At 46.8% G+C, this 25098-nt stretch carries 13 protein-coding genes; 9 read left to right on the top strand and 4 right to left on the bottom strand.

Annotated features, from left to right (window positions below; all coding sequences use genetic code 11):
* Positions 1-15 precede the first annotated feature (15 nt).
* Both D1B31_RS24095 and D1B31_RS04850 read right to left on the bottom strand, forming a co-directional pair.
* Positions 16-159: a hypothetical protein gene (locus D1B31_RS24095; protein ID WP_158587459.1), complete on the bottom strand. Its 144-nt coding sequence runs from the start codon at positions 157-159 to the stop codon at positions 16-18.
* A gap of 458 nt (positions 160-617) precedes the next feature.
* Positions 618-1406, bottom strand: a complete 789-nt coding sequence (locus D1B31_RS04850; RefSeq protein ID WP_118919633.1) for a hypothetical protein — start codon at positions 1404-1406, stop codon at positions 618-620.
* Between the two features lie 322 nt (positions 1407-1728).
* Between D1B31_RS04850 and D1B31_RS04855 the strand changes: the two genes are divergently transcribed.
* A complete protein-coding gene (locus tag D1B31_RS04855; RefSeq protein ID WP_118919634.1) occupies positions 1729-1902 on the top strand; it encodes a Fe3+ hydroxamate ABC transporter substrate-binding protein in 174 nt (57 codons plus the stop codon).
* Between the two features lie 576 nt (positions 1903-2478).
* Here the strand turns inward: D1B31_RS04855 and D1B31_RS04860 are convergent.
* Positions 2479-3387 (bottom strand): DUF3994 domain-containing protein, encoded by a 909-nt coding sequence (locus tag D1B31_RS04860; RefSeq protein ID WP_118919635.1) that lies wholly within the window; start codon positions 3385-3387, stop codon positions 2479-2481.
* Positions 3388-3659: 272 nt separating this feature from the next.
* On the opposite strand from D1B31_RS04860, the gene D1B31_RS04865 reads away from it, so the two are divergent.
* The 3 genes from D1B31_RS04865 (at position 3660) to D1B31_RS04875 (ending at position 7591) form a co-directional block, all read left to right on the top strand.
* The gene (locus D1B31_RS04865; RefSeq protein WP_158587460.1) at positions 3660-4664 is read left to right on the top strand and encodes a LysM peptidoglycan-binding domain-containing protein; all 1005 of its coding nucleotides are present in this window, start codon (positions 3660-3662) and stop codon (positions 4662-4664) included.
* Between the two features lie 102 nt (positions 4665-4766).
* The gene (locus D1B31_RS04870; RefSeq protein ID WP_118919637.1) at positions 4767-6179 is read left to right on the top strand and encodes a LysM peptidoglycan-binding domain-containing protein; all 1413 of its coding nucleotides are present in this window, start codon (positions 4767-4769) and stop codon (positions 6177-6179) included.
* Positions 6180-6643: 464 nt separating this feature from the next.
* Positions 6644-7591: an LLM class oxidoreductase gene (locus D1B31_RS04875; RefSeq protein ID WP_118919638.1), complete on the top strand. Its 948-nt coding sequence runs from the start codon at positions 6644-6646 to the stop codon at positions 7589-7591.
* Between the two features lie 125 nt (positions 7592-7716).
* Here D1B31_RS04875 and D1B31_RS04880 read toward each other — a convergent pair whose 3' ends face one another.
* Positions 7717-8316: a CBS domain-containing protein gene (locus D1B31_RS04880; protein ID WP_118919639.1), complete on the bottom strand. Its 600-nt coding sequence runs from the start codon at positions 8314-8316 to the stop codon at positions 7717-7719.
* 343 nt (positions 8317-8659) lie between these two features.
* Here D1B31_RS04880 and D1B31_RS04885 point away from each other — a divergent pair, with 343 nt between their 5' ends.
* The 5 genes from D1B31_RS04885 to D1B31_RS04905 all read left to right on the top strand — a co-directional run bounded on the left by D1B31_RS04885 (position 8660) and on the right by D1B31_RS04905 (position 24862).
* Positions 8660-12772: a S8 family serine peptidase gene (locus D1B31_RS04885; protein WP_118919640.1), complete on the top strand. Its 4113-nt coding sequence runs from the start codon at positions 8660-8662 to the stop codon at positions 12770-12772.
* Between the two features lie 728 nt (positions 12773-13500).
* The gene (gene queC / locus D1B31_RS04890) at positions 13501-14163 is read left to right on the top strand and encodes a 7-cyano-7-deazaguanine synthase QueC (protein WP_118919965.1); all 663 of its coding nucleotides are present in this window, start codon (positions 13501-13503) and stop codon (positions 14161-14163) included.
* Positions 14163-14639, top strand: coding sequence for a 6-carboxytetrahydropterin synthase QueD (gene queD / locus D1B31_RS04895; RefSeq protein WP_118919641.1), 477 nt, complete (start codon positions 14163-14165; stop codon positions 14637-14639). Before queC ends, queD begins: the two co-directional genes overlap by 1 nt.
* Positions 14632-15357, top strand: a complete 726-nt coding sequence (gene queE, locus D1B31_RS04900; RefSeq protein ID WP_118919642.1) for a 7-carboxy-7-deazaguanine synthase QueE — start codon at positions 14632-14634, stop codon at positions 15355-15357. The genes queD and queE overlap by 8 nt, the downstream gene beginning before the upstream one ends.
* A 361-nt stretch (positions 15358-15718) precedes the next feature.
* Positions 15719-24862, top strand: a complete 9144-nt coding sequence (locus tag D1B31_RS04905; protein WP_158587461.1) for a carboxypeptidase regulatory-like domain-containing protein — start codon at positions 15719-15721, stop codon at positions 24860-24862.
* The last annotated feature ends 236 nt before the right edge of the window (positions 24863-25098 follow it).

The raw sequence follows: 25098 nt of genomic DNA on the forward strand, positions 1-25098 counted from the left end.
ATAGCAAATTGCTATTTACCTCTTTTTTATGTTGTTCACTAACTTTTCAATTTCTTTTTTCTTCCACTCTATAGGCTCCAGTTTCTTATTAAAATTCTCTTTTCTATCACCTAATTGCAATTGTTTAGGTTTTTTACGCAAAGGTATAATATCCCCCAATAAATTCACCCCTTAATGTTGCTCATTCTTATATCTATTCACTGGTTTCGCCAAGGATGAAGAATAACAAACGTGTAATATCGACTGGTTCCTTTGGGGTTTTCGCCAGTTCTTACTCTTCAGTATGGAGAGATGTAAAATGATGTAATAAAGAAAGGTACAGTGAACCAATTATCTTTAATTTGTTGCCAATCAAATTATTTATTCCTTTATTTCCTAATAGGTGATTTTCCGTTTCCAGCAATTGTATAATTACCATTCAGCCCATTCAGTTTGACTTCCATTTCATAATTGAGAAATAGCTTTTAACCATCAAGTATCAAAAGGTTGGTCTGGGTAAATTAGGTAAATGTCCGAAAACATGCTAATACTCCGAGCCAGTCTTAACAAAGGCATCACAAGAGAAAGAGGCCTGCAGGGGATGAAGCAGTAGAACCGTCCCCGTGCCTCACCATTCCTCAATGGCTTGGTAGAAGGGGGAACAGGTTTGTGAATTTTGTGTCGATGATGCCGTAGAAGTAGGCGATTTGGTTTTTGATGCGTGTGTTTGATTTTATTTTGCCAATCAGCTGTTTGAAGGAGCTGATGGCGGTGTCGAGAACGGTGTCTGTTTCTGTTTCGCGGTTGTTGCGGTAGGCTGCGATTTGAACCATTTGCCAGTATTCCTGGATCGTTTTCGCGTTGTTGAAAAAGCATTTGGCAAGCTGGACAAAAGGCTGTGGGACCTTGTCGCTTGTAAATGTGTGGTTGAGTTCTGCGTGTTCAAATGTATGATTTTGTTCTGCGCGTTCTTCTTTACGTTTATTAATGTCTTGGTCTTTTTGTTTTGAAAGAATGATAGTTTCAGGGTGGTTCATTTTTTCGTCTTTAGGTGGTTCATTTTTGGGAAAACGATTGAAGATGTAAAGATTGCTGGACTGGGAGCCGTTTTTCCGTTCGGTTTCATGAATGGTCAGGATGCCTAACGAGATTGCTTTTTGGACCATGCGTTTGAAAGTAGATCTGGAAATTCCATTCGCGTTGTATTCTTCATGAATGGCTTTTAGGATCGTCCCAATTTTTGCGTTTGAGACGCCAGGTACTTTTGCCGAAAAGCGAATGAGTCTTTTCAGGCCGACGAGCTCGCCTTTTGCAAAATCGTGCTTGTGGAGAGCGAGCCACATTTCCATATGCGTGTTGAATTCCTTTAATGAAGAGAATTGGGAAAACTGTTCAAAGCCTTCTATCTTGCCTGATTTAATTGACATAATTCTGCACCACCCTTTCACCCGTTATATATAGAGGACAGGGCGGAAAGGACATGGTGAGGCGGGAGAAATGTGACAGATTGGTGAATTTAGATTTAAATCGAGTCTTTAGGAAAGCCGTTAGGAATCTTTGCTCACTTTATTAAGGTTTAGTATAACATTATTATGTAAACCCGGACTTTTGAAAAAGCCGTTTTCGTATTGAGTGTGGTTTCTTAATCCATCTAAAAATATACTTGTCGAATGACATTTATCCTTTTTTATGATATTAAACTTATTCGTAAAAAGAGTGTAAACAGCATTTACTTAGGGGTGGATAAACGTGCTTGGAGAAGAGCCTAAATGTACTACATGTGGAAAAGAAATTAAGGGTGACGAGATTGTTTTTATAAGAATGCGATATCCAAAGCGTAAAGGTTTTACAGAAATAAAAGCATATTTAAAAAACGAAGGAAGTTTCATATGTGAAGATTGTTTTCATCAAAAATTAAACTGAGTTGAATAAAGTCTACTTTTGCAAAACAGGAAGGTAAACCTTTAAACAACACAGTTTCCCAGACTGGGGGTAACTGTTTGCGATGGAACTGGACCATTGCAGTCGTTAAATTATGAATAGGGTCTATTTTTACATGAATTTACCTGGCCATTCGACCGAATCAAGGGTTGATTCGTCCAAAACGCGGGTCATTCGTCCGAATCAGTGGGGGATTCGTCCTAAATCCAGTATCATTCGGCCGCAGCCAGGGAATTCGTCCTAAATGAAGGGGTATTTATCCGGAATCACGGCTTATTCGGCCGGATCAGGGGATCATTCGTCCAATTGAATAAATTCTGTTGGCTGCTTTGTTTCATAGGTATCGAGCAGTTTACATACGATTTCATCTACTGCAGTTGATAATGGACCCACTCCCTAATAAAATTGCTCACCCCTTTATGGAACGGCATTCTTTCCGTAGTGTTCCGACGACCAACAGAAATAAAGAAAACCCACCATCCAAGTTGTGAGTTTTCTGTACATTTTTTCGAAAAGTCCTTTGAACTTGAAGGTATCCTTTAGCTATCGGTTTACAGGTTAGGAAGCTTCATCCTTCTTTTCGTACTTGAATTCGCCCCAAGTTTCAATATCCCTCATATAAAGTTCGCCACCGCCAAAGTTAAGAACTTCCAGCGTCATCTGCGGGCGGTTCATTTTCGTTTCCTTGCCATTGTCGAAGAGCTTTTCGTTCGTAAAAACGATAATCTTTCGAGAGTGGTCCCATTCCCATTTCCCGATGAACGCATTGTCCTTGGAAGGATAAGTATCATTCGCGTATCCTTCGTAGCGGCCATCCTCATACAGAACAATTGAAGGCTTCGCGTTTTTAAAGCCCCATTTGCCGATCAGTTCATGGCCGTCTTCGGAAATATTCTTGCGGACAGCGTCGCGGTCAATTCCGGCCGTCTTATCGAGGTCTTTCAAGTCTTCGGTCGTAATTGTGCCGTCCCCTAATGGAACTGGGGTCATTTCGGACAGTTTCGCAAAGGCATCCGTCCATAACGCGGAGGCTTCGGCAAAATGCGGGTCTGCTTTTCGCAATGTTTCATTGTCCTTTTTCGCCAGCCCCTTCCGGAGGTAGCTTAATCCCTTGTCATAATCTTTCGCTGCTTCAAGATACATCGTATGTATTTCGGTAAACTCGGCTGGAGCCTTCATCGCTTTGTAGCCATTGACGGTATCCTGAATGGTTTGAATCTGATCGGCTACCTTCTTGTCCCGATCCTTAGAATCCTTTTCAGCCGCAATTAGCTGCATTTCCTGAAAGCCATCGTTCATTTTCTGGTGAAGTTCCCCAATTTTCTTGAGATAGTCTTCCTTGGATACCTCAACCGCCTCAATCTTCGGCTGTTCATACGTATCCGCCCCAGCAGTCTTGTCCACTATGCCGTAAGCCGCCAAAGAAGCGACCGCCAGTAAACTAAACGCAAGAAGTCTTCCTTTCATCTCTGTCACCCTTTCATTCTTACATTTCTATTTATAATAGGGAAATAGTGTTAAATCTTCAAATAATCATAGCTGAATTGGCCGAAATTAGTTAATTCTACCCAAATTCAGCGCCTACTCAAAAAGGATAACGCGAGGTATGTTTGCCAGAATGAAAGCCGCCGGTCGGGGATGAAGCAGTAGAACCGTCCCCTGCCTCACTTTATTTCATGATATATCTTCCCGGTGGCTTGAATAGAGTATAAAGATGAATGTTGGGGAGGGGGGATCGTATGCCGGCACATGTCGTGCAGCCCGGTGAAACTTTATGGCAGATTGCCCAAAGATATCATACGTCCGTTCAGGAAATCATCGAGGCGAATCATATTCAACAGCCAAGCTTTATAAATCCGGGAACAATATTAACCATTTCGAGCCGTCAGATTGAGATATCAAATTTATATCTTCCGCCGCAAAATTCCCGTCCGAGGACTGAGCCTATTACCCATGTCGTTATACACTTCATTTCAAATGCAGGTAGCAATCCCCGTAACCCTTATAATGTTCAGGATATTTACCGGATTTTTTTAAATAGTGGAGTTTCCAGCCATTATTTGATTGGGAGAAATGGAGAAGTATATCGTTTAGTAGGCGAAAACCGTGTTGCGTACCATGCGGGCAGAGGCAGTCTGCCAGGATTTCCGGCATATGAGAACAGGCTGAATGATTATTCCATTGGCATCGAATTAATGGCGATTGGCACACGCGAAGAAATGCTCCCCTTTTTCCCGGCCGAGACGTATGAATTTATTTCCCCTTCTGATATTGGATACACGGACGCCCAGTATCGTTCGTTAAATTTGCTTTTGGATGAAATCATTAGGCGGCATCCCGCTATAGTGCGGGACAGACAGCATATTGTCGGTCACGATGAGTATGCCACTGGGCGGAGGACGGACCCGGGAAGTCTGTTTGATTGGTCGCGAGTCAGGGTGATTGGGCAGTATGTCCATACAGTCAGGAGAGGGGAAACATTATGGGGTATCGCTCAAAGATATGGCACCTCTGTCAATGCGATCGCAAGTTGGAATAACCTAAACCCAAACGCCGTTTTAAAAATAGGGCAGCGTGTGTTGATTCCAATCAAACGGAGAAAAACAGGGTATGTCGTGCAGCCAGGCGATTCATTGTGGAAGATTTCAAAAAAATTCGGCATCAGCATAAATGCTCTTGCCAGTGCCAACAAATTAAGTCAAACAGCTCCCCTCCAACCTGGCCAAATTTTAACGATTCCTTAAAAAAGTGGTTCATAGTTCATTATCTTCAAAGGTAAAACAAAAACGATCGTTCATCACCATGCTGAAGAACAGCTATTAAGAGATGATGAAGGAGGGATGCCAATGCAAATTCATGTGGTGCAAAAGGGAGATACGCTATGGGCCATCTCACAGCGTTACCACGTTACAACCGATCAAATTGTGACGACAAATCAACTACAGGATTCAAATCGACTTCCTGTTGGTCTTGCACTCGTTATTCCTACGGCTAACCGGATGCATACCGTCCGTTCCGGAGAGACTTTGTGGCAGATCGCCCAACGGTATGGGACGACAATACAGGCCATCGTCCAAGCGAATCAACTGACAAATTTGGATAAGCTTACTCCTGGAATGGTGATCATTATTCCAGCACGAACCCATGTCGTGCAACCGGGAGAAAGCGTGGGGCAAATCGCTCAAAGGTATAATACGACCGTTCAAGAAATCCTCAGGGTCAATCGAATTAGTAATCCTAATTTACTTACGAGTGGTATGGTGTTAAGTATTCCCTTCAGGAAGCCGGTCATTGATGTAAACGCTTATACGATCAACACCGGAGAACAAGGAGCTCGTGATTTACGTGAAGTTGGCAGATATTTAACTTACTCGGCTCCTTTTGCCTACACATTTAATGAAGACGGAAGCCTCAACGCCATTAAAGACACGCCAATCATCCAGGCGTCCGTTGCTGCAAGAGTTTCCCCAATGATGGCCATTACAAATTTTACGTTTAAGACGACAGGTTCTCAGTTGGCCCGCACCATTCTTTCAAGTACAGCTCTACAAGATCGGTTATTAACAAACATTTTAAATACAATGAGGCAAAAAGGGTATGAGGGCTTAAATATTGATTTTGAAAATGTCTTTCCTGCAGACCGCGTGTTATATAATACGTTTTTACAGCGTACAGTCAATCGTTTGCATCCGGCCGGATATTATGTGTCCACTGCCCTTGCCCCAAAAGTAAGCGGTGAACAAAAAGGCTTGTTATTCGAAGCCCATGATTACCCCGCACACGGGCGGATTGCGGATTTTGTTGTTCTCATGACTTATGAATGGGGCTATCGACTCGGACCGCCACAGTCAATTTCACCTATTAATCAAATTAGACGTGTATTGGATTACGCGGTGACTGTCATCCCAAGAAACAAAATCTTTTTTGGATTCCAAATCTACGCCCGCGATTGGCTCGTTCCTCATGTACAGGGACAGGAAGCCGAAACATTCAGCCAGCAGGAAGCAATCAGAAGGGCTATTCAACACGGAGCCACCATCCAGTATGACACGTTAACCCAATCACCTTTTTTCAAATACACGGACGCCCAAGGACGGCGGCACGAAGTATGGTTTGAAGATGCCCGAAGTGCCCAGGCAAAATTCGATGTCGTAAAAGAGTATGGAGTGAGAGGGATCAGTTATTGGGCACTTGGCTATCCGTACCCACAGAACTGGGTATTGCTTGAAGACAATTTTTCTATTCGGAAATTACATTAATATATGAAGTTTATTGAGACGGAACGCTTAAGGCAATGGCTTTGAGCGTTTTTAATTACCCTAATTTCGGGCTCGGCTCATCTATTATATTACTGGCGTGATACTGACGAATGAAAATAAGAAAGTGAGTTTCGGAGGGCCAGTAAAAAAGAAACCCGGCACAATTACTATATAAACGCCAAAAAGGCCCACCGTTTTTTAGTGAGGCAGGGGACGGTTCCGCTTCTTCATCAATCTGGCAGAGGCAACTTTCGAAGATTTTTGGAAAAGTAGATAAAGGATTGGACTGCCTTTGCAGTCGAGAAAACCGTGAGGAAGGGGATGATCCGATTTTAGGGATGATCTTCTTTGTATTTGCTAAAAGGAACCCACCATTAAAAAAATGCGGTTATTTATCATTTTTTCAACCTATAGTGTACCATTGATGATTCAAAATGATAATTTTCTTCAATGGGGGGCATAGAGTGAGTAAATTTGCATTGCATCAAGGCTTTTCTTATATGTTTAAGGAGAACCATTTGACGCTTGGATTGTTTTTTCCGATTGAAGCGTATACGGGAAGTATCCCGCAGATGGATTTGGAGCAGCAAATGAAATTAGGGAGAATGGCGGAGGAAGCAGGGTTTGCATCCCTATTCGTTAGAGATGTTCCATTGCATGATCCTACGTTTGGGGATGTAGGACAAATTTATGACCCTTGGGTGTTTCTTGGGTTTTTAGCTGCCCATACAAAAAGGATTGCTTTGGGGACTGGAAGCATCGTAACGACATTAAGGCATCCGTTGCATGTGGCAAAAGCAGCAGCATCTGTTGATCGGATTTCTGGAAATAGGCTTGTGCTCGGAATCGCCACAGGAGATCGTCCGATTGAATTCTCCGCGTTTTCCGTCGAAAGTGTGCAACGCGGTCAATTGTTTCAAGAGTCATTACACGTGATGAGACAATTATGGAAGGAAGAGTTCCCGGTCATTCATTCAGAAAGGGTAAGCCTGCAGAATGGCAATTTACTGCCAAAACCAGAATTAAAGGATATTCCTGTATTAATAACTGGACATTCTTCACAGACTCCTGAATGGATCGCACAAAATAGTGATGGATGGTTGTATTATCCAAGGAGTGTCGATTTCCAGGAAAAAATAATTAATGATTGGCGCACATACACAGGTGAATTCAAGCCTTTTGCCCAATCTTTATATATCGATTTATCAGAAAATCCAGATGAAGATCCCACACCGATCCACTTGGGACTGAGAACCGGCCATAAATTCCTTACCTATTTCCTTCAAACTTTAAAAGAAATTGGTGTGAACCATGTAGCGTTTAATCTGAAATATGGGAAGCGGCCTGTTGAAGAAGTGATTCAAGAATTAGGGGAATATGTGCTTCCGGATTTTCCTGCAATCAAAAATTGAATGATTGGTTTGTGTTTCAATGCAGTCGTTAGTAGAGTGTAAAAATATTATGTTAACTAAGTTATTTTGCCTAATCGAAAATTAGAATTAGAGGATGCCACCATTTTGGTTGCATCCTCTTTAGGTTATTCGATATTTGTCACACGGACTCCGCTGTGGGAAAGTTCTTCAACAATCTGGTCGACTTTTTCCTTTGGTGTATCATTTGGAATGGAAAGGTGAATTTGGCGCACGGACCTGTTGCTGCCAAGGGTGAACATCGAGAGGATGCCCGTATGCTTTCCGACAATCGCGGAAATGCGTTCGATCGCATGGTTTTGCTCGAACAGGCCGATTGTCAGCGAGATGCCATCGCTGTATGTATCCTCGAGAAGGTCCATGATCTGCGCATGGGTCAGGATGCCGTCGAATTCTTTTTTTTCATCCACGATCGCCAGGTAGGGCAGGCGCTTGATGCTTTTGAAAATCTTCCCGAACGATTCCTCACCACGGACGACTCCGTCTTCTTCTTTAATGATTTTCGTAACGGGATCTTTTCTATCACCAACATATTCGAAAATGTCGATTTTTTCGACGTTCCCTAGGAAACGGTTCGTGTTCTGTTCAAGGACCGGGACCCGGCGATAGCCAACCTCATCCAGGAACTGAAGCGCCTCCTCAAGCGTCGCATTTTCTGTCAGATACTTTACTTCGCTCTTATCAATCTTAAACTGCTGAATCTTCATGCCATTCCTCCTCCATAATCCCTATTTCTATCTCTACCCATATATATTCTCTGCAACCAAGTTATTTACCTCTTTTTTGTCAAACAAAATTTGAGTGAGGCAGGGGACGGTTCTGCTGCTTCATTCGGGTCCCGAATGAAGCACTGGAACCGTCCCCATGCTTCTTTTTTCCTATTTGGCTTGCTGGATGGATGGGTCTTTTCACACTTACATGTTTTTACAAACGCGTGGTATATTCGGAGTATTCTGACACGAATGATTGTCGGAGGAAAGAGTTTAAAGGGGGAATGGGTTGTCTGTTTTTAGGTTTCGTTGTTTAGTTTAATAGAGAAGGGGATTGTGAATGAGAAAGATGAAGAGAATGAAAAGAAGTTTTGTATTCCTGCTAATTTTACTACTGTCTTTTTCAAGCTTTGCGAATGCTGCTCCAGGAAACAATGGTGATACAGGCAAGGAACTGGCTACAATCCTTAACGGGGAAGAATCCATTGCGGCTGCGGTTGATGAGGGGGCAGAGCCTGCTTTTGCGAAAGAGGAAAAGGTAAGGGTGATTGTCGAGCTAAAGGAAGAGTCGGCGATTGAGCAGGCAACAAAGAAAGGGATTAAATTTTCCGAATTATCCAAACCAAACAAAAAAGCTATGAATGATAAAGCGCTAGCCGCACAGCAAAAGGTAAAGCAAAAGCTGGCGGATAAGAAAATTAAAATGAATTATAAATATAAATTTACAACAGTCGTGAATGGCTTCAGCGGTGAGGTTGCCTACGGCGAGATTGATGCAATTGAAAATATGCCTGAAGTAAAGAAGGTTTATTTGACAAATGAATACGAAAGGCCGATTACTGAGCCGGATATGGAGACAAGCCATGAATTTATCCAGTCCTACAAAGCGTGGGCGGATGGCAAGTACAAGGGTGAAGGCATGGTTGTCGCCATTATCGATTCTGGAATGGACCCGGCCCATCGTGACATGATTCTTAGTGAAGGAACGGAGGCAGACCTATCCGAAGCGGAAGTAAACGCAATTGCAGCCGCTGATCAACTGCCAGGTAAGTTTTTCACGAAAAAGATTCCATACGGCTATAACTATTTTGATAGAAACTCAGAAATCCGCGATCTCGTTCCGGGTGGGTCGAATCACGGGATGCACGTCGGTGGGACAGTCGGTGCGAACGGGAATCCTGAACAGGGCGGCATTAAAGGGGTTGCACCTGAAGCCCAGCTGCTCGCAATGAAGGTATTCAGTAACGATCCGAATTACTCTTCTACTTTCTCAGATGTTTACGTCGTCGCGATTGATGAAGCGATTAAATTGGGCGCGGATGTCCTTAACATGAGCCTTGGCTCGGTTGCATCCTTCTACACGCCAGAAGATCCTGCTAACCTTGCTATTACACGCGCGGTTGATAATGGGATCGTCTGCTCGGTATCAGCAGGGAATTCCCGCCATATCGGCCGTGGCTATAAAACGCCTTTTGCAGAGAATCCGGATATCGGACTTGTTGGCGCGCCGGGTCTGTCAGCCGATTCAATCCAGGTTGCCGCATCCGGAAATAAGCAGACATGGTTCGATTATAGCCTTTCTTTGAACGGAAATAATGTCAATGGAGTTGGCTTTTCAAGTGATGACTGGCTCCAGAAGCTCGGTGACAAGGAGTATGAGCTCGTTTCGCTAGGCAGTAAATTCGGGGCACCTGCCGATTATGCGGGGCTTGATGTAAAGGGGAAAATTGTCGCTGTCATGCGAGGCGGAACACCAGGTCCGTTTACGGATAAAGCGACCGAAGCTGCAAAGCAGGGCGCTGCTGGGATCATTGTTGTTGACGCTGGAACAGGCGGAACGATTTTTAAAGACCAGGGTGGTTTTTCGATTCCATTCATGCTCGTCACAAAGGCAACTGGTGAACATATCCACCAGCTCTATACATCAGGGAATACGAGCCTGAAATATGGGGTTGCCACTTCCGAGTTGGCTCCGCAAAATGGGCGCCCGACCGAGTTCTCTTCATGGGGAACGACTCCGAGTCTTGAAATCAAACCTGAAATCATGGCTCCTGGTGGAAATATCTATTCCACATTGAATAACAATAAATATGGGTTCATGAGCGGAACTTCAATGGCCGCGCCGCATGTTGCCGGCGGTTCTGCACTTGTCATGGAGTATATTAAGGAAAATCCTTTGTATAAAGATCTGCCGCTGAAAGAACAGACTCGTCTGGCAAAAGTTCTTTTGATGAACACAGCGGAAGTTGTTACGGGCGTGAATGATCAGCCGTATTCACCGCGCCTGCAAGGTGCCGGCATGATGCAGATCTATAATGCAACGCTGACCCCGGTCAGGGTTGTCAATCCGGCAACGAATGAGGCGAAGGTTGAACTACGGGATTTCACGGAAAAAGTCGTCAGCTTTAAGGTGAAGGCGATGAATGATTCCGCCTCCGAGGATGTTACGTATAAGGTAAATGTGGACGTGCTGACTGACGCGATCCAGCGCCTTGCATCCGGTGACGTCAACTGGTCGGCCGGCGTTGGCACGACAGGCGACCCGCATTTGCGCGGAGCCGAGCCGCTGAAAAATGTAAAGGTCACTGCGCCTGCAACCGTGACGGTGCCTGCGGGCGGAAGTGTAGAAATTCCGGTTTCAATTGATTTGACGAACGCAAAAATCCCTGGCTATACAAGCGCAGGTGCGAAAACAGAGTTTGATTTGAAGGAAGATATATTTGTCGAAGGCTTTGTCCGCCTCGAAGATGTGAAAGGCGAACAGGTTGACCTAAGCGTCCCTTATATTGGCTTCTATGGCAAGTGGGATCGTCCAAGCATTCTCGATGGGCTGCGCCATATTGACAACAAGTTCTTCTTTACGGACGGTACTGGCGGCGCGCCGGTTGCCGGGATTGTGGATAACCGTGGCACGTATATTGGATTTGACCCAATTTCAGGCTATACGAACGCGGTCAGCAAGTTCGCGCTGTCCCCGAATGGCGATGGCCTTTTTGACACAATTGTCCCGGTCATGTCCTTCGTGAGGAATGCGAGTGATATGGAATTCAATATCCTAGATGCAGACGGGAACAAGCTCCGGACACTCCGGACGGAAACGTTTGTCAGGAAACATTACGGAAGCCTGACAACTGCGAGGTATACGTATTCCACTACCCGCGCATGGGATGGGAAAATTAATGGCGAGCTCGCTCCCGATGGGAAGTACTTTTACGAAATTAAAGCCCGTGTTGACATGAAGCACAGGGAAGCGGAGTGGCAAAGCAAGAAGATTCCATTTACGCTCGATACGGCAAAGCCGGTTGTTTCCGCTAAATACAATACAACGACAAAACTGCTTACTTGGGAAGCAACGGACGGTAATGGCGTCGGCCTGCAGCATTTCCTTGTCAAGGTGGACGGAAAGAATGTCCTTCCTGCCAATGTCATTTTGAATCCTGCGGCACGGTCCTATGATTTAACGAATGTCGATGTTCCTAAGGGAGCAAAAGTTGAAGTGGAAGCGTATGATTTTGCCAATAATATTGCCGTCCAACAGGCGAAAAACGTTGCGACTGGCGATACGAATGCGCCGGTCATCATGCTTGAAACGCCAGGTAATTCGTCGATTGCCACATCCCGGGATCTCGCTGTGAAAGGGTATGTGCTCGATGAATCGCTAATTGATGCGATTTATGTAAATGGAAAGTCTGTTCCTTTCAACCGCGTCATTGAAAAGAATACATCGGGTGTGGATGAGGAGCGGTACCGCTTTAACGCAACTGTAACGGTTCCTGGGGATGGAGTCCACGAGATTTCCGTGAAAGCGGCAGATATCGCGGGGAACGAGATGCAAATTCAAAGGCGTCCGGTGTTTGTTGATACAACTCCGGCCACATTGAATGTTGATGCGCCAGCCGCCGTTGCGAACAGTGTGTCAAAGGCAAATTTGTCCATCTCCGTCCAAGACAATTTCGATGCAATCCGTGTATACGTGAATGACAGTGAAGTGAAATTCAACTCAGGCCCAAGCTCGAATGTTGCCGCGGTGCCTTACAATCAAACCTTTACATCCGAGGTAGCCCTGAAAGAAGGGGAAAACGCCTTTAGGGTGCGTGTTGTAGACCTTGCCGGTTTTACAACGACGAAGACCGTCACGATTACCAGGCTGAGCGCGGCTGAAATGCCTGTCATCCAGTCTGTGAAAGTGACGCCTGAAAAAGATGTCAGCTTCAAAAACCCTGCTGTGATTAGCGCAACAGCGAACCAGCAGCTGACCTGGTCGGCTAAAGTTATCAAGCCGGATGGCTCCATTGTCAATCTGAAGCAGGCAACAGGCACAGCCTATAATGAAACGTTCGTCCCAGACAAGAATGCCTCCAAAGGCGTCTATAAAGTCATTGTTAGCGGCGTTTCAGCAAACGGCTTAAAAGCTTCCGACAAAGAAACACAATTCCTAATCGGCAAAAAATAAAAAACACTAACGAAAAACCTGCCTGGAAGCTTAAAGCCCGGGCAGGTTTTTTTGTGAGGCAGGGGGACGGTTCCAGTGCTTCACTCCAGACTTCTAACTAAAATTACTTATTCCTATCCGGTCCAATAGCAGAGTTTTTGTAACGAATCTACATTTAGTAAAGATCTCTTTATAACCGGATTTTCATTCACTCCGTCTTTGAAATGGTTAGTACAAGCGGGTATTTTACCCGATATTCAGATACCTTTGGGACTAAATATTCAAAGTTTCACTTAAATAATGAGATAATAGCTGGATGATGCTAGTAGGTTGTCAATAAATAGGGCTATTTTAAGGATTCTGCCAGGCATTCGTCCGAGTTATAGAATGATTCGTCCAGTATCTGAGGGGATTCGACCTAGTTTGAGTGTGATTCGTCCAAAATCGAGGAGTATTCGTCCGGAATAGCACTTGATTCATCCAGCCGATTCGATTTCTAGTGCTCCATACATTGCAGCGCTTTTTTTTGGGGGAACTAAAAACGAGTGATGCTTAAACGGACGGCTTTTACTGTACTGTATGCTCTTCTTGTATCACTTTGCGGGAATTTATGTTATTATTGGCGATGGAATATTGTTGATTCAGCTATATAGAGGTTCTAGCACCCCTCGTTAAAAAAACTAAGGAAAACAGCACTGCTTTCTTAGTTGTGCTGTTTTTTTATTGGAAAGGGGAATTTTTCTTCAATGATGAAGGATGAAAAAGCAGTCGTTGTCTTTAGTGGAGGCCAAGACAGTACAACCTGTCTTTTTTGGGCGATGGAACAATTTGCTGAGGTTACGGCTGTAACATTTGATTACAATCAAAGGCACCTCACAGAAATTGAGAGTGCGAAAAATATTACGAAAGAGCTTGGAGTCAAGCATCATATTCTTGATATGAGCCTGCTTAACCAGCTTGCCCCGAATGCATTGACCCGAGATGAGATCGAAGTGAAAGATGGGGAAGACGGCGGGCTGCCTTCTACGTTTGTACCGGGAAGGAATTTGCTGTTCATGTCCTTTGCCGGGGTACTTGCCAGCCAAATCGGTGCAAAACATATCATTACAGGGGTTAGTGAAACGGACTTCAGCGGTTATCCCGACTGCCGCGATATGTTCGTTAAATCACTTAATGTGACTCTTAATCTATCAATGGATCAGAATTTTGCCATTCACACCCCATTGATGTGGCTCAATAAAGCCGAAGTCTGGAAATTGGCAGACGAGCTGGGGGCGTTTGATTTTGTAAGGATAAAGACACTTACATGCTATAACGGGGTTATTGCCGACGGATGCGGCGAATGCCCAGCCTGCGTCCTGAGAAAAAAGGGTTTGGATGATTATCTGGCAGAACGGAATGAGTTGGTATGATGTACGGATTTAGGATTGTTGAAAAGTTGCAGAAGATTGATGAAGATATCGAGCGGGACCAATTGAAGTACCATTCAAAAAGGGTCCTAGTCAGCAAGGAATTTACGTTTGATGCTGCCCATCACTTGCATGACTATGAGGGAAAGTGCAAAAATCTGCATGGCCATACGTATAAAGTAATTTTTGGCATTAGCGGGTTTGTCGATGAGCGTGGTCTTGTGATTGATTTTGGCGACATTAAAGAAATTTGGAAATCTGAAATTGAAGTGTTCCTTGATCATCGCTATTTAAATGAAACGCTGCCGCCGATGAATACAACAGCGGAGAATATGGTCGTCTGGATTTATGAAAAGATGGCTGAATCTCTTGAAAACCGTGCCGAGCAATTCAATGGAGCACGTGTCGAATTCGTCCGTCTCTATGAAACTCCTACAAGTTTTGCAGAAGCGAGAAGGGAGTGGATGGACGTTGAATAAGATTCCTGTTATGGAAATCTTCGGGCCGACCATCCAAGGTGAAGGAATGGTTATGGGCCGGAAGAGTATGTTCGTCCGGACTGCCGGGTGTGATTACAAGTGCTCCTGGTGCGACTCAGCTTTTACATGGGACGGGTCTGAAAAAGAAAAAGTCCGCATGATGACGCCCATGGAAGTCTTTCAAGAACTAAAGGCACTTGGCGGGAATAACTTCGACCATGTTACGATTACGGGTGGAAACCCGGCTTTGATTGGAGATGCAATGAAAGAGTTCATTGAACTACTTCATCAATCTGCTATTGAAGTAGGGTTGGAGACTCAGGGAAGCAAGTGGCAAGACTGGTTTTATCTTGTCAACGATTTAACGATTTCACCTAAACCACCTAGCAGCGGCATGAACCCAAATCTCGAACTCTTAGATGATATCATTTTTAAGTTAAGGGACTTCAAGTCAAATTTTTCCCTTAAGATTGTTGTGTTTGATGATGAGGATTTTGACTATGCAAAAATGTTAAATAATCGGTATAAGGAATCTAGCATCCCATTCTTTCTTTCGGTCGGCAATAGCAACCCTGGGGAGGATGGTGATATTTCAGGTAGGTTACTTGACTCACTTGACTGGCTGTGGGGGAAGGTACTAGGCGGCCCTGAAATGAACAATGTGCGTCCTTTGCCCCAACTTCATGCCTTGGTTTGGTCGAATAAGCGGGGAGTGTAAACAGTGTATGCTTTCTATGGATTGTTTGGTTTGGAGACTAAACAATACACGGGAAGCATACTTTTTTTGCACGGATTCCTGGAGCTCTTGTGTAGGCACTTCGTTCTTCCGCAGATTCTTTCGGGTTCCGAATGAAGCACTGGAACCGTCCCCTGCCTCACTCCGAATGAAGCGCTGAAACCCCCTCAGTGTGAAAATGAAGAGGGAAAAATTGAATCTTTTCACCTATTGGGAAATTTTTGGCGGTGGGTCTGTTGGTTCATTTTTATACAAATTGTGTGAATTTTATAAATCTTTAAAGGGATTTTCATTCTCTTTCTCGTATTCCTTCGTGTACCAAAAAATTAGGGGGTGTACGTTATTGTCGAGTTTTAGAAAGAAGGCTAGTAAAAGAGTGTTTTCTGTCCTATTGTCGGTGCTCGTATTATTATCAACATTCGCTCCTCAGCTTGCGTTAGCGGCTGAAGGGAAGCCGCCGCGCTTTTCTGAGGAAGAGCTGGTGTTGGAGAAGAAGCGGGAGAAGGAGGCCGAGGCAGGCGGGCTAGAGGAAAATAAGAAAGAGGAAAGGCAGCCTGAATCCACGAGTTCGAAAGACGAACTGCCCGATCTCCTAAAAGGCCTCGGAATCGAACCGCCGCCGCTAAAGGATGAAAAAGCGCCGGTGAAGAAGGAGAAAGCCGAAGCATCTTTGCAAAAAGCTTTTGAAAAAAGCAACGAGGTTGATGTCATCATCAGGATGAAAGACCAACCAGACCTCCAGAACATTTACCCCCAAGTGAAACAGGAGAAAAACCGTACAGAGAAATTAAAAGCCATCAAAGACCACCTCACAGAGAAAGCAAACAACTCACAAAAAGGAATCCAGCAGGCGTTAAAAGCAATGGAAAGCAAAGGGAAGGCAAAGCAAAAGCAATCATTATGGATTATTAACGGCATGTCTGCCACTGTGACGAAGGAAGCGCTTGAGGAATTGAAGAAGCGTGATGACATAGAGTCGATCACCGTTGATGAAATTTTGCAGCTTCCGGAAGTAACGGTTGAAGATACGAAGCCAAGACTGCCGGAATGGGGCCTGGAGAAAATATTCGCCCCGAAAGTATGGGGCAACTACGGAATCAAAGGTGAAGGAATTGTCGTCGGTATCATGGATACCGGGGTCGATGGGAACCATGAAGCGCTTAAGAAAAATTACCGGGGCCACGATGGGAACCATCAATACTCCTGGATTGACGTTTCTGGTGATAATTACGCAACCCCAAATGACGGGAATGGCCATGGCACACACGTTGCCGGAACCGCAGTTGGCGGTGGTGACGGCGAGCCGATAGGTGTTGCTCCAGGGGCAGAGTGGATTGCGGCGAAAATCTTTTCCGATGGTGGCCGTGCGTCGACCTCAGGCATCCACGAGGCATTTCAATGGTTCATGGCACCGGGCGGCGACCCATCCAAAGCGCCGCATGTTGTCAACAATTCATGGGGAAATTCGAATACTTATAATCTCGAATTCTATGAAGATGTGAAAGCATGGATTGCAGCGGGCATATTCCCGGCTTTTGCCGCGGGAAATGACGGGCCTGGCTCGCAGACGGTTGGATCTCCGGGCAGCTTTCCAGAATCGTTTACTGTCGGGGCGACCGATATGTATGACCAAACGGCTTCGTTCTCGAGCCGGGGCCCCGTTTTCTGGCAGGATAGCAATGGCGAACGAAAGCGGTTCATCAAGCCGGATATTTCTGCGCCGGGGCACCAAATTTATTCCGCCTGGCCGACGAAATTGAATAAAGGGAAATACAATACAATCAGCGGTACTTCGATGGCGACTCCGCATGTGACCGGCGCGGTTGCGCTACTGTACCAGGCGAATCCGAACCTGACCATTGATGAAGCGAAAGCGATTTTGAAAGAGACGGTCAGGAAGGAAGGCCATATGGGAACCTTGCCGAATGATTCATACGGCGAAGGGATTATTGATATTTACCAGGCAGTGACCGAGGCTGCATTTGCAGGGGACTTGAAGGGGACTGTCAAGGATAAAGACGGCGAACCACTTACAGCAACGCTAGAAATCGAAGCCGAAGAAATCGTCAAGAAAATTTCCGAGCAAGGAACATTCTCTTTCAAAATCAGGGAAGGTTCGCATCAGGTGAAGGTGACTTCTTTCGGATATAAGCCTTACGAGGGGACGGTCGTTGTCAAAAAAGGGCAAGTGACAAGCGTTGACTTTGTCCTTCAAGACGCCGAATCCTACAATGTGACCGGAAAAGTCATTGATGAATCCGGAAAACCTGTCCCATACGCATTTTTGCGGCTGAAAAACACACCGCTGACTGCGATCAGGACGGACGGCGAAGGAAATTTTGAAATCAGGAAAATTCCAACCGGCACTTACGGTATAAATGTGAGCGGTGAAGGGATTCACGGCAAGTCGGAAGAGCTTTCCATCAAGCAAAATACGACAGTCGAAATCAAAGTGAAAAAGCTCACCGTTCCGCTCGGCAAAGAGTGGACGGTTGCCAATGGAAACAACGCGCGGACGGGCGTTTCCGGAAACGCAATCGATGTGAACAGCCTTGAAAAAAGCTGGGAATACAGCACGGAAAGTAAAGGGGAAATCCTCTTTTCCACTCCAGCGGCAGCTGGCGGTAAAGTTGTCCTGACGACGGATCGCGGCTGGGTTGTTGGGCTTGACGCCAAATCTGGGAAAGAGCAGTGGGCTGTCCGAATCGGCAGCACGAACCGCTCCTCACCGACCATCAAAGGAGATACCGTCTATCTATCCGGTGGGCAGGATGGAAAAATCTACGCCCTGGACTTGAAAAATGGAAGCATCAAATGGAATACAGCCACGGGCGGCTCTGCTGTTTATGAATCACCGATTTACCATGAAGGCACGCTGTTCGTCTCATCCGACCTGACGGCAAATGCCCAGCTTTACGCGCTGAACGCGGAAACAGGGGCGAAACTGTGGAGCGTCAAGCTTGGGGCACCAACGTATTTCGGGCCGAGCGTCGGAAATGGTCTAATCTTTATTGGCAGCTACGACAACCAAACAATTCGCGCACTGAAAATTGAAGACGGTACCGAGGTCTGGCAAAAGCGGGTTTCCGCTGAAGGCATTGCCTCGAAGCCTGCTTATTCAAGCGGCACGCTCTATTTCACCGGCATTAACTTCAGTACGGACGCCGGCACGTTGTACGCGGTTGATGCGGCGACTGGCGCTGATAAGTGGAAGGTTCCCGGCATCGGGGACACCCAGGCTGCCTCGCCAATCGTTTACGAAAACATGGTGATCATGGGCTCTTCGGTTCAGCCGAACTTGAGGGCGTTTGACAAGGAAACAGGCAAGGAAATCTGGAGCAACAAGGATGTCGGCACGACGCTGAACAGCGGTTCGGTCACGGCGAATGGCCTACTGTTCTTCGCTTCGACGAATGGGTCCGTATCGGTCCTTGATGTGTATACCGGTGAACGCCTGAAGGATATGATTCTTCCGGTTTACAGTACATCCGGCATTCCGATCCTCCCCGGCCAGGTGATTTTGCCATACATTACTGGCGTTGAAAGCTACCAGTCACCAGGCATTTTCGAGGGAGTGCTGACTGATAAAGACGGGAAGCCTGTTCAGGCTAATTTGACAGTCGAGGAAACGGGTGAATCCGTGAAAGCCAAGGAGGAAGGAAGCTTTGCCCTAAAGCATGTCCCGGGCGAATACACTGTCCGCATCTCGCTTTATGGCAAAAAACAAGTAACGGAAAAAGTCACTTTCGTATCAGGTTACAAGCTGAAAAAGGATTACACGCTTGCGGATGCGGAAAAAGGGTCGTTCGCCATCACCGTAAAGGATAAGCGGACAAGTAAAGTGCTTGATGGCGTCTCGGTTGATCTGCCGGCAGTCGGACTAAACGGAGTCACAGACTCGGATGGCATTTTTGCAAAAGAAGGGGTGTTCGAGGGCACTTGGGACATTGCCTTCTCGCTCGGCGGATTTAAGGATGGCAAGGGCAAAATTACCATCAAACCAGGTGAAACCGCGGTACTTGCCTTTGATCTGCAGCCAATTGATATCGCGGTCCTAAATGACCTGAAGGGTGATATCACAAATCTGCTTGAAAAGAACGGCTACGCTGTCGAGGAACGCGGCTGGGATGTGGTCAAGGATATTGGCCGCTATCGGGTCCTCTACTTGAATGGCGCTTACGGCACAGATGGCGTGAAGCCAACCGAGGCCGAAGTGAAAAATCTCGTTGACGAGGCGAAAAAGCATAATGTCAGCCTTATTTTCACAGATCAATGGGGATCGAATTACGGCTCAATCCATCACTTGAAAGACTTCTACAATAATCCCGCCGACCTTGGCCATGATTATAGCGTGGGGGAAGTGATGCTGAAAATTGAAGCTGACCACCCGATCACAAAGGGCTACAAAGTCGGGAACGAGGTTCCGGTACTCGTCAGACATGCGGACTTTGCCTGGTTCAACCACTATTCAGGAAGAACCGTCGGCAAAATTGGCGCCACCCAGATTGGCTATGTTGGTGCTGGGGTTGCCTATCAGGCAGTCTCTGAAAACAGCGCGCATCTGCTTCTGTCGAGCCATTCTTCGGCTCCGTGGGAAACGACCGAAGGCTGGCAGCAAGGCAACTACCGCATCCTGTTCAACAGCCTTGATTACTTGTTCAATGCCCAGTATGGAAAAGTTTCCGGCACAGTCGCCGATGGTACGGGAAATCCACTTGAAGCGAGCATTGAAGTGGTTGAAACGGGTGTTAAGGCAAAAAGCGGCGCTGATGGTACTTTCGAGTTATTCCATGACGAAGGGACATTTACGGTTGAACTGAGAGCGAAGGGCCTTGGTACCGTGACGGAAAAAGTATCGATTGCAAAAGGCGAACCGGTAACAGTAAATGCGGTCCTGGGCGGCTCTGAACGCGGAACGCTGACAGGTTCGGTGACAGATGCGCTTTCGAAACTTGAGCTTGCGGGTGTTAAAGTGGAAGTAACAAGCGCAGCCGGTGAAAAAGTGGCCGAAGTACAGTCGGCAGCGAATGGCCGTTTTGAACTGACCGGCCTTGAAGAAGAGACATACAAGCTTACATTCACAAAAGATGGCTACATTCCTTATACACAAAGTGTCGATGTTGCCCGACATACCGGTGAAATCGACGTGAAGCTGCATACGATGCCGCGGGTTGGGGTTGTCGGTGACCATTACTCGAGCGACACGAACTTCAAGGCATTCCTGAAAGGCTATGGCATTTCAGGGATTGATGTCCAGCCGGCAGACCTGGCCGAGAAAATGAAGGATTTCGATGTCGTGCTCATCAATGATCCAAGCAGCTCCTCGTTTACGAAGGCTGTCTTTGAAAATACGATGAAGGCTGCCGATGATGCCGGCACGAGCGTTATTTTCGGTGAGGCATATTGGAGCACTTCGGGGCTGAACCATCTTGTGAATTACCGGAAGGATCCGGATGCACGCACGGTAGTCAGGAACACAACGCTGCCGGCAGCTTACAAAGTGATCGAGGAACATCCAATTTTCAATGGTTTTAAAAAGGGAGATAGCATAAACATTACGTCACCTGCCGGCGCTACGGTCGCTTCGTTCAAAAACTACAGCGGCTATCCTTTGGCGGAAGTTTTGCACGAGGACGGCGCGTCACATGGATTGGGCGTTGCGTATAAGCCGAGGACCGAAAACAACGTTGAGGTGCTGATGGGCGGCCATGGATTCTCATCTTATCGCGGGGCGAGGGATTACACTGATGACGGAAAGCAAATTTTCCTCAATGCAATCCTTTGGGCGGCGAACGTCAAGTTCCCGGTCATTCAGGGAACCGTCATCGATGAAAATGGCGATCCCCTGAACGCTGATATAAAGGTCAAGGGCCAGCCATTCTCGGCAAAATCGGACGCTGCAACTGGCGCGTTCTCAATCGCGCTTCTTGAAGGCGATTATGAATTGACGGTCAGCGCCTATGGCTATAAAACGAAAACCGTGAAAGCAGGGGCGATCATTGACGGGGAACCGTTGTCAATCAAGATGGACGTTGCCGGAGATGTTGGTACGATCAACGGTTCGGTTGAAAGTGTGAAAGACGGAAATGCGATTTCCGGTGCGAAAGTCATGCTTGTTGGCAAGCCGCGTACAACCGAATCAAATTTACAGGGACAATTCGGGCTGGCGAAGGTGGAACCTGGCACCTACACCGTAAGGGTTGAGAAAGAAGGGTTTGTCCGCAATGATGTCGAAGTGAAGGTCGCGGCAGGACAAGATTTTGTCCTCAATGTGAAAATGCTGCCATCCCCGACAGTTGGCGTTGTTGTCGATTTGACAGCATCGGGCATGACTTTTAAGCAATACCTTGAGGAGCGCGGCTATATAGTCGAGTACCTCACTTACAAGGATTTGGATAAGCTTGACGCCGTTGACGTAGTTTTTGCCAATTCAGACTATAATAACAACGCGATACCAACGAAGGCGGATTTCAAGGCATTCCAGGAAGCGCTCGACCAGAAGCGGAAATCTGTCATCTGGACTGGACAGGCGGGAGGCCGTGGTTCAATCCGCTATCTGCAGGAATATGACGGCGACCCGGCGACCGTTTTCGATGGAACGAATAAAACCGGTTCAAAGGGGATTGTTAAGGAAGATCATCCATTGACAGCTGGCTTCAAGGCCGGCGATGAAATTGAGATTCCTGGCAAATCCGGTTATTATTACGGATTTGATGGCTATTCCGGCAAGACGGCTGTTAATTTTGAACAGACATTGACCGGCCAGAAGGGTTCGATGGTCGCCTATAAAGGCCGCACCACCCAATCGGTCGAAATCTTGCTCGCGAATATGACAATCAGCCACGTGTTCCTTCCGAACGATCCGACGTTGTTTGATGTGGGACGCGAGAAGTTGTTGATGAATGCGGTCAACTGGGCGATCGCCGAGAAAGCGCCGCTTGTCGGCGAGCTTCACGGGACGATCCAGAATGAAACCGGACTGGCAGTTAAAGGCGATGTGTTCATTAAGGAAACCGGCAAAAAAATTGCCGCCAAGCAGGATGGGAAGTTCTTTGCGGGGCTCGAGGCAGGGACGTACACGGTCGTCGTGAACGCTTTTGGCCACCATGAAAAAGAGTTCAAAGTCTCGATAAAGAACGGCCAGATCCTGAACGAATCCTTTGTTCTTCAATCTCAGAACGCCGGAACAGTGAAGGGGAAACTCATCGATGCGGCGACGAAGAATGAAATCGAAGGGGCTGTTGTAGAAGTCCTTGGCACACCTGTGGTGGCGAAGACGAGTGCGACGGGGCAATTCGAGCTTTCACTGCCAGATGGCTCATATGAGGTACGCATTAGCGCGACTGGATATAAGCCGGTCTTTGAAGTCATCAAAGTGACGGAAGGCCAGGAGACGGCGTTGAATATTTCGATGTTTGTTTCCGAGAAAATCGCTGTGCTGGCAAGCACGGCCAACATAAATAGGCTGAAGCCGTTTCTTGAAGCATACGGGTATGATGTTGACTTCCACATCTATACGAATTATGAACCAATGATTGAAAAGATAGCTGATTACAAGTTGATTATTGTGAACGACATATCGTCCACAATGAAGGACCGGTTTAAGGAAATGATCAAAAAAGCGGATGAAAAGGAGACGAGCCTTATTTTTGCCGGGCAGTATGGGTACCATTCTATCAGCGAACTTTCAAATGCTTTCGGTGATCCTAAGAAGGTAACATCTGGATTTGTCGACAAAGAACTGAATATCCGGGTTGATGAAAACCATGCGATTTTCCGTGGTTTTGAGCAAGGGAAGGAATACCCGCTGCTCCTAAATCTGAAGGGCGCTGCCCAGTACTCGGTCTATGAGGGATACAGCGGCACAACTCTTGGCAATCTGACCAACCCGGCCAAAGGCGATATTGGAGCATCGGTCGCATATAAATTCAGCTCGCCGAACAGTGTCCATATTCTTCTGTCTGCATTGCAGGTCGGCACTTACGGCAACCCGGCGGATCGCTGGACAGATAATGCCATTAAGCTGTATCTGAATGCGATTGACTATGGCCTGACCGCAAGCCAGGGCGAAATTAAAGGGACTGTTACCGATGCAAAAGGCAAGCCGATTGCGGGCGCGCTTGTCACGATTCCTGGTACGTCGGTAAAAACCGCCACGAACTCTGCCGGCGTCTACCGGATTGGCATTGGAATCGGCACCTATGAGGTGAAGGTCCAAGCGAGGGGCTTTGTCGAGCAGACTGGCAAAGTGGAAATTGCCGAAACCGGCAGCAGCGCTGAATTGAATTTCACGCTTGAATCGATTGAGGCGTCCGATCTTTCCGGATTGGTTGTGGACAAAAAGACCGGGGATGCGGTTGCTGACGCGGCCCTGACGCTAATTCCTGAAGATGAGCCAGACTTCAAGGGAACCGCGGTCAGCGGGAAGGATGGCAGTTATGTCTTTGAAAATCTTTTGCCTGGCAATTACAAGGTTGAGGTGAAAGCGGAAGGCTATCTGCCACAGTCGTTCGAGACGGCGATTGGCGATAAGGATGTTAAGCTTAATCTTGAGATGAATGCGTTTGAGGTAGCTGTTCTCGGAGACCATAACGGGAACATTAGCAGCTTCCTGAATTCGCAGGGAACTTTTGCAGAAGAAAAGGGCTGGGAGCTTCTAGGCCAGCTTGATAAATATGCTGCAGTTGTTGTGAATATAAAGGACGGCACGAAGGACCAGGTCGCCCAGTTGATCAAGGAAAGCGACGAGAAGAAAGTCAGCCTCATCTTTACGGGGACATGGGGCGTGAAAGAAGGATCGATTCAGCTGCTGAAGGAAGCATTGGGCAGTCCGGATCCGGGTGCGGATGGCTATAATGAGGGCGCTGTTTATGTGAAGGCGCTTGAAGACCATCCGGTGTTTGAGGGATTGAAAGCGGATGCCGACGGATTGGTCCGGATCCATGCAGAAAAGAGCCCATATGCGGCGTTCAAAAATTACGCCGGCATGACGCTTGCTGAACTGAGCGTTGATGGGGCTGAGAAAGGTTCCGCGATTGCTTATGACTTCAGGAGCAAGGACCACATGCATCTGCTGCTGTCGTCGTTCACGGCCACGAATATTATCGGGCCTGAGCGCGGCTGGACGGCGGAAGGCAAGCAGCTGTTTGCCAATGCGGTCCGCTGGTCGATGGATGCCGAACAGCAGCTTCCGGGTGCACCTGTCTGGGATACTGCCGAACTGAAGGTTAAGGATGAGGCGGCTGTTGTTTCCGGCAAGGCAGACCGTTTGGCAAAAGTGAATGTATATGAAGTGACAGGAAAGAAACGAGTCTTGCTTGGATCTGTTGAGGCCGGTGCGGAAGGTGCGTTCTCGGTTGAATTGGCCGGGTTGATGAACGGGTCCCACACGTTGATTGCCGAAGCGGAAAACTTCGCCGGAAAGACAGAGTCTGTGAATGCGATGAAAGTAATCGTGATCGGGAAGCCGGCTAAGAAGGCGGGTTAATAAGATAGAATTGTGTGTGATTTTGGTGGGCTTCCCGGTTGCGGGGAGCTCTTTTTTTGCGCTGGTTAGCGCAGCTATAGATTGACCGTAATTGGGCCAGAACCCATTGAGATGAGGTTTCGCAGTAGCGAAAGAGCGGAAATCGGGCCAGCAACCCGGTAAATCCAATGCTTATTCGGACTCTTGGAGTCCTAAAACCTGTTAGAGAGTCCGAATCCATTGCTTATTCGGACTCT

Source organism: Neobacillus notoginsengisoli (genome assembly GCF_003515685.1).
In the GTDB taxonomy this organism is placed as follows: Bacteria; Bacillota; Bacilli; order Bacillales; family Cytobacillaceae; genus Bacillus_D; species Bacillus_D notoginsengisoli.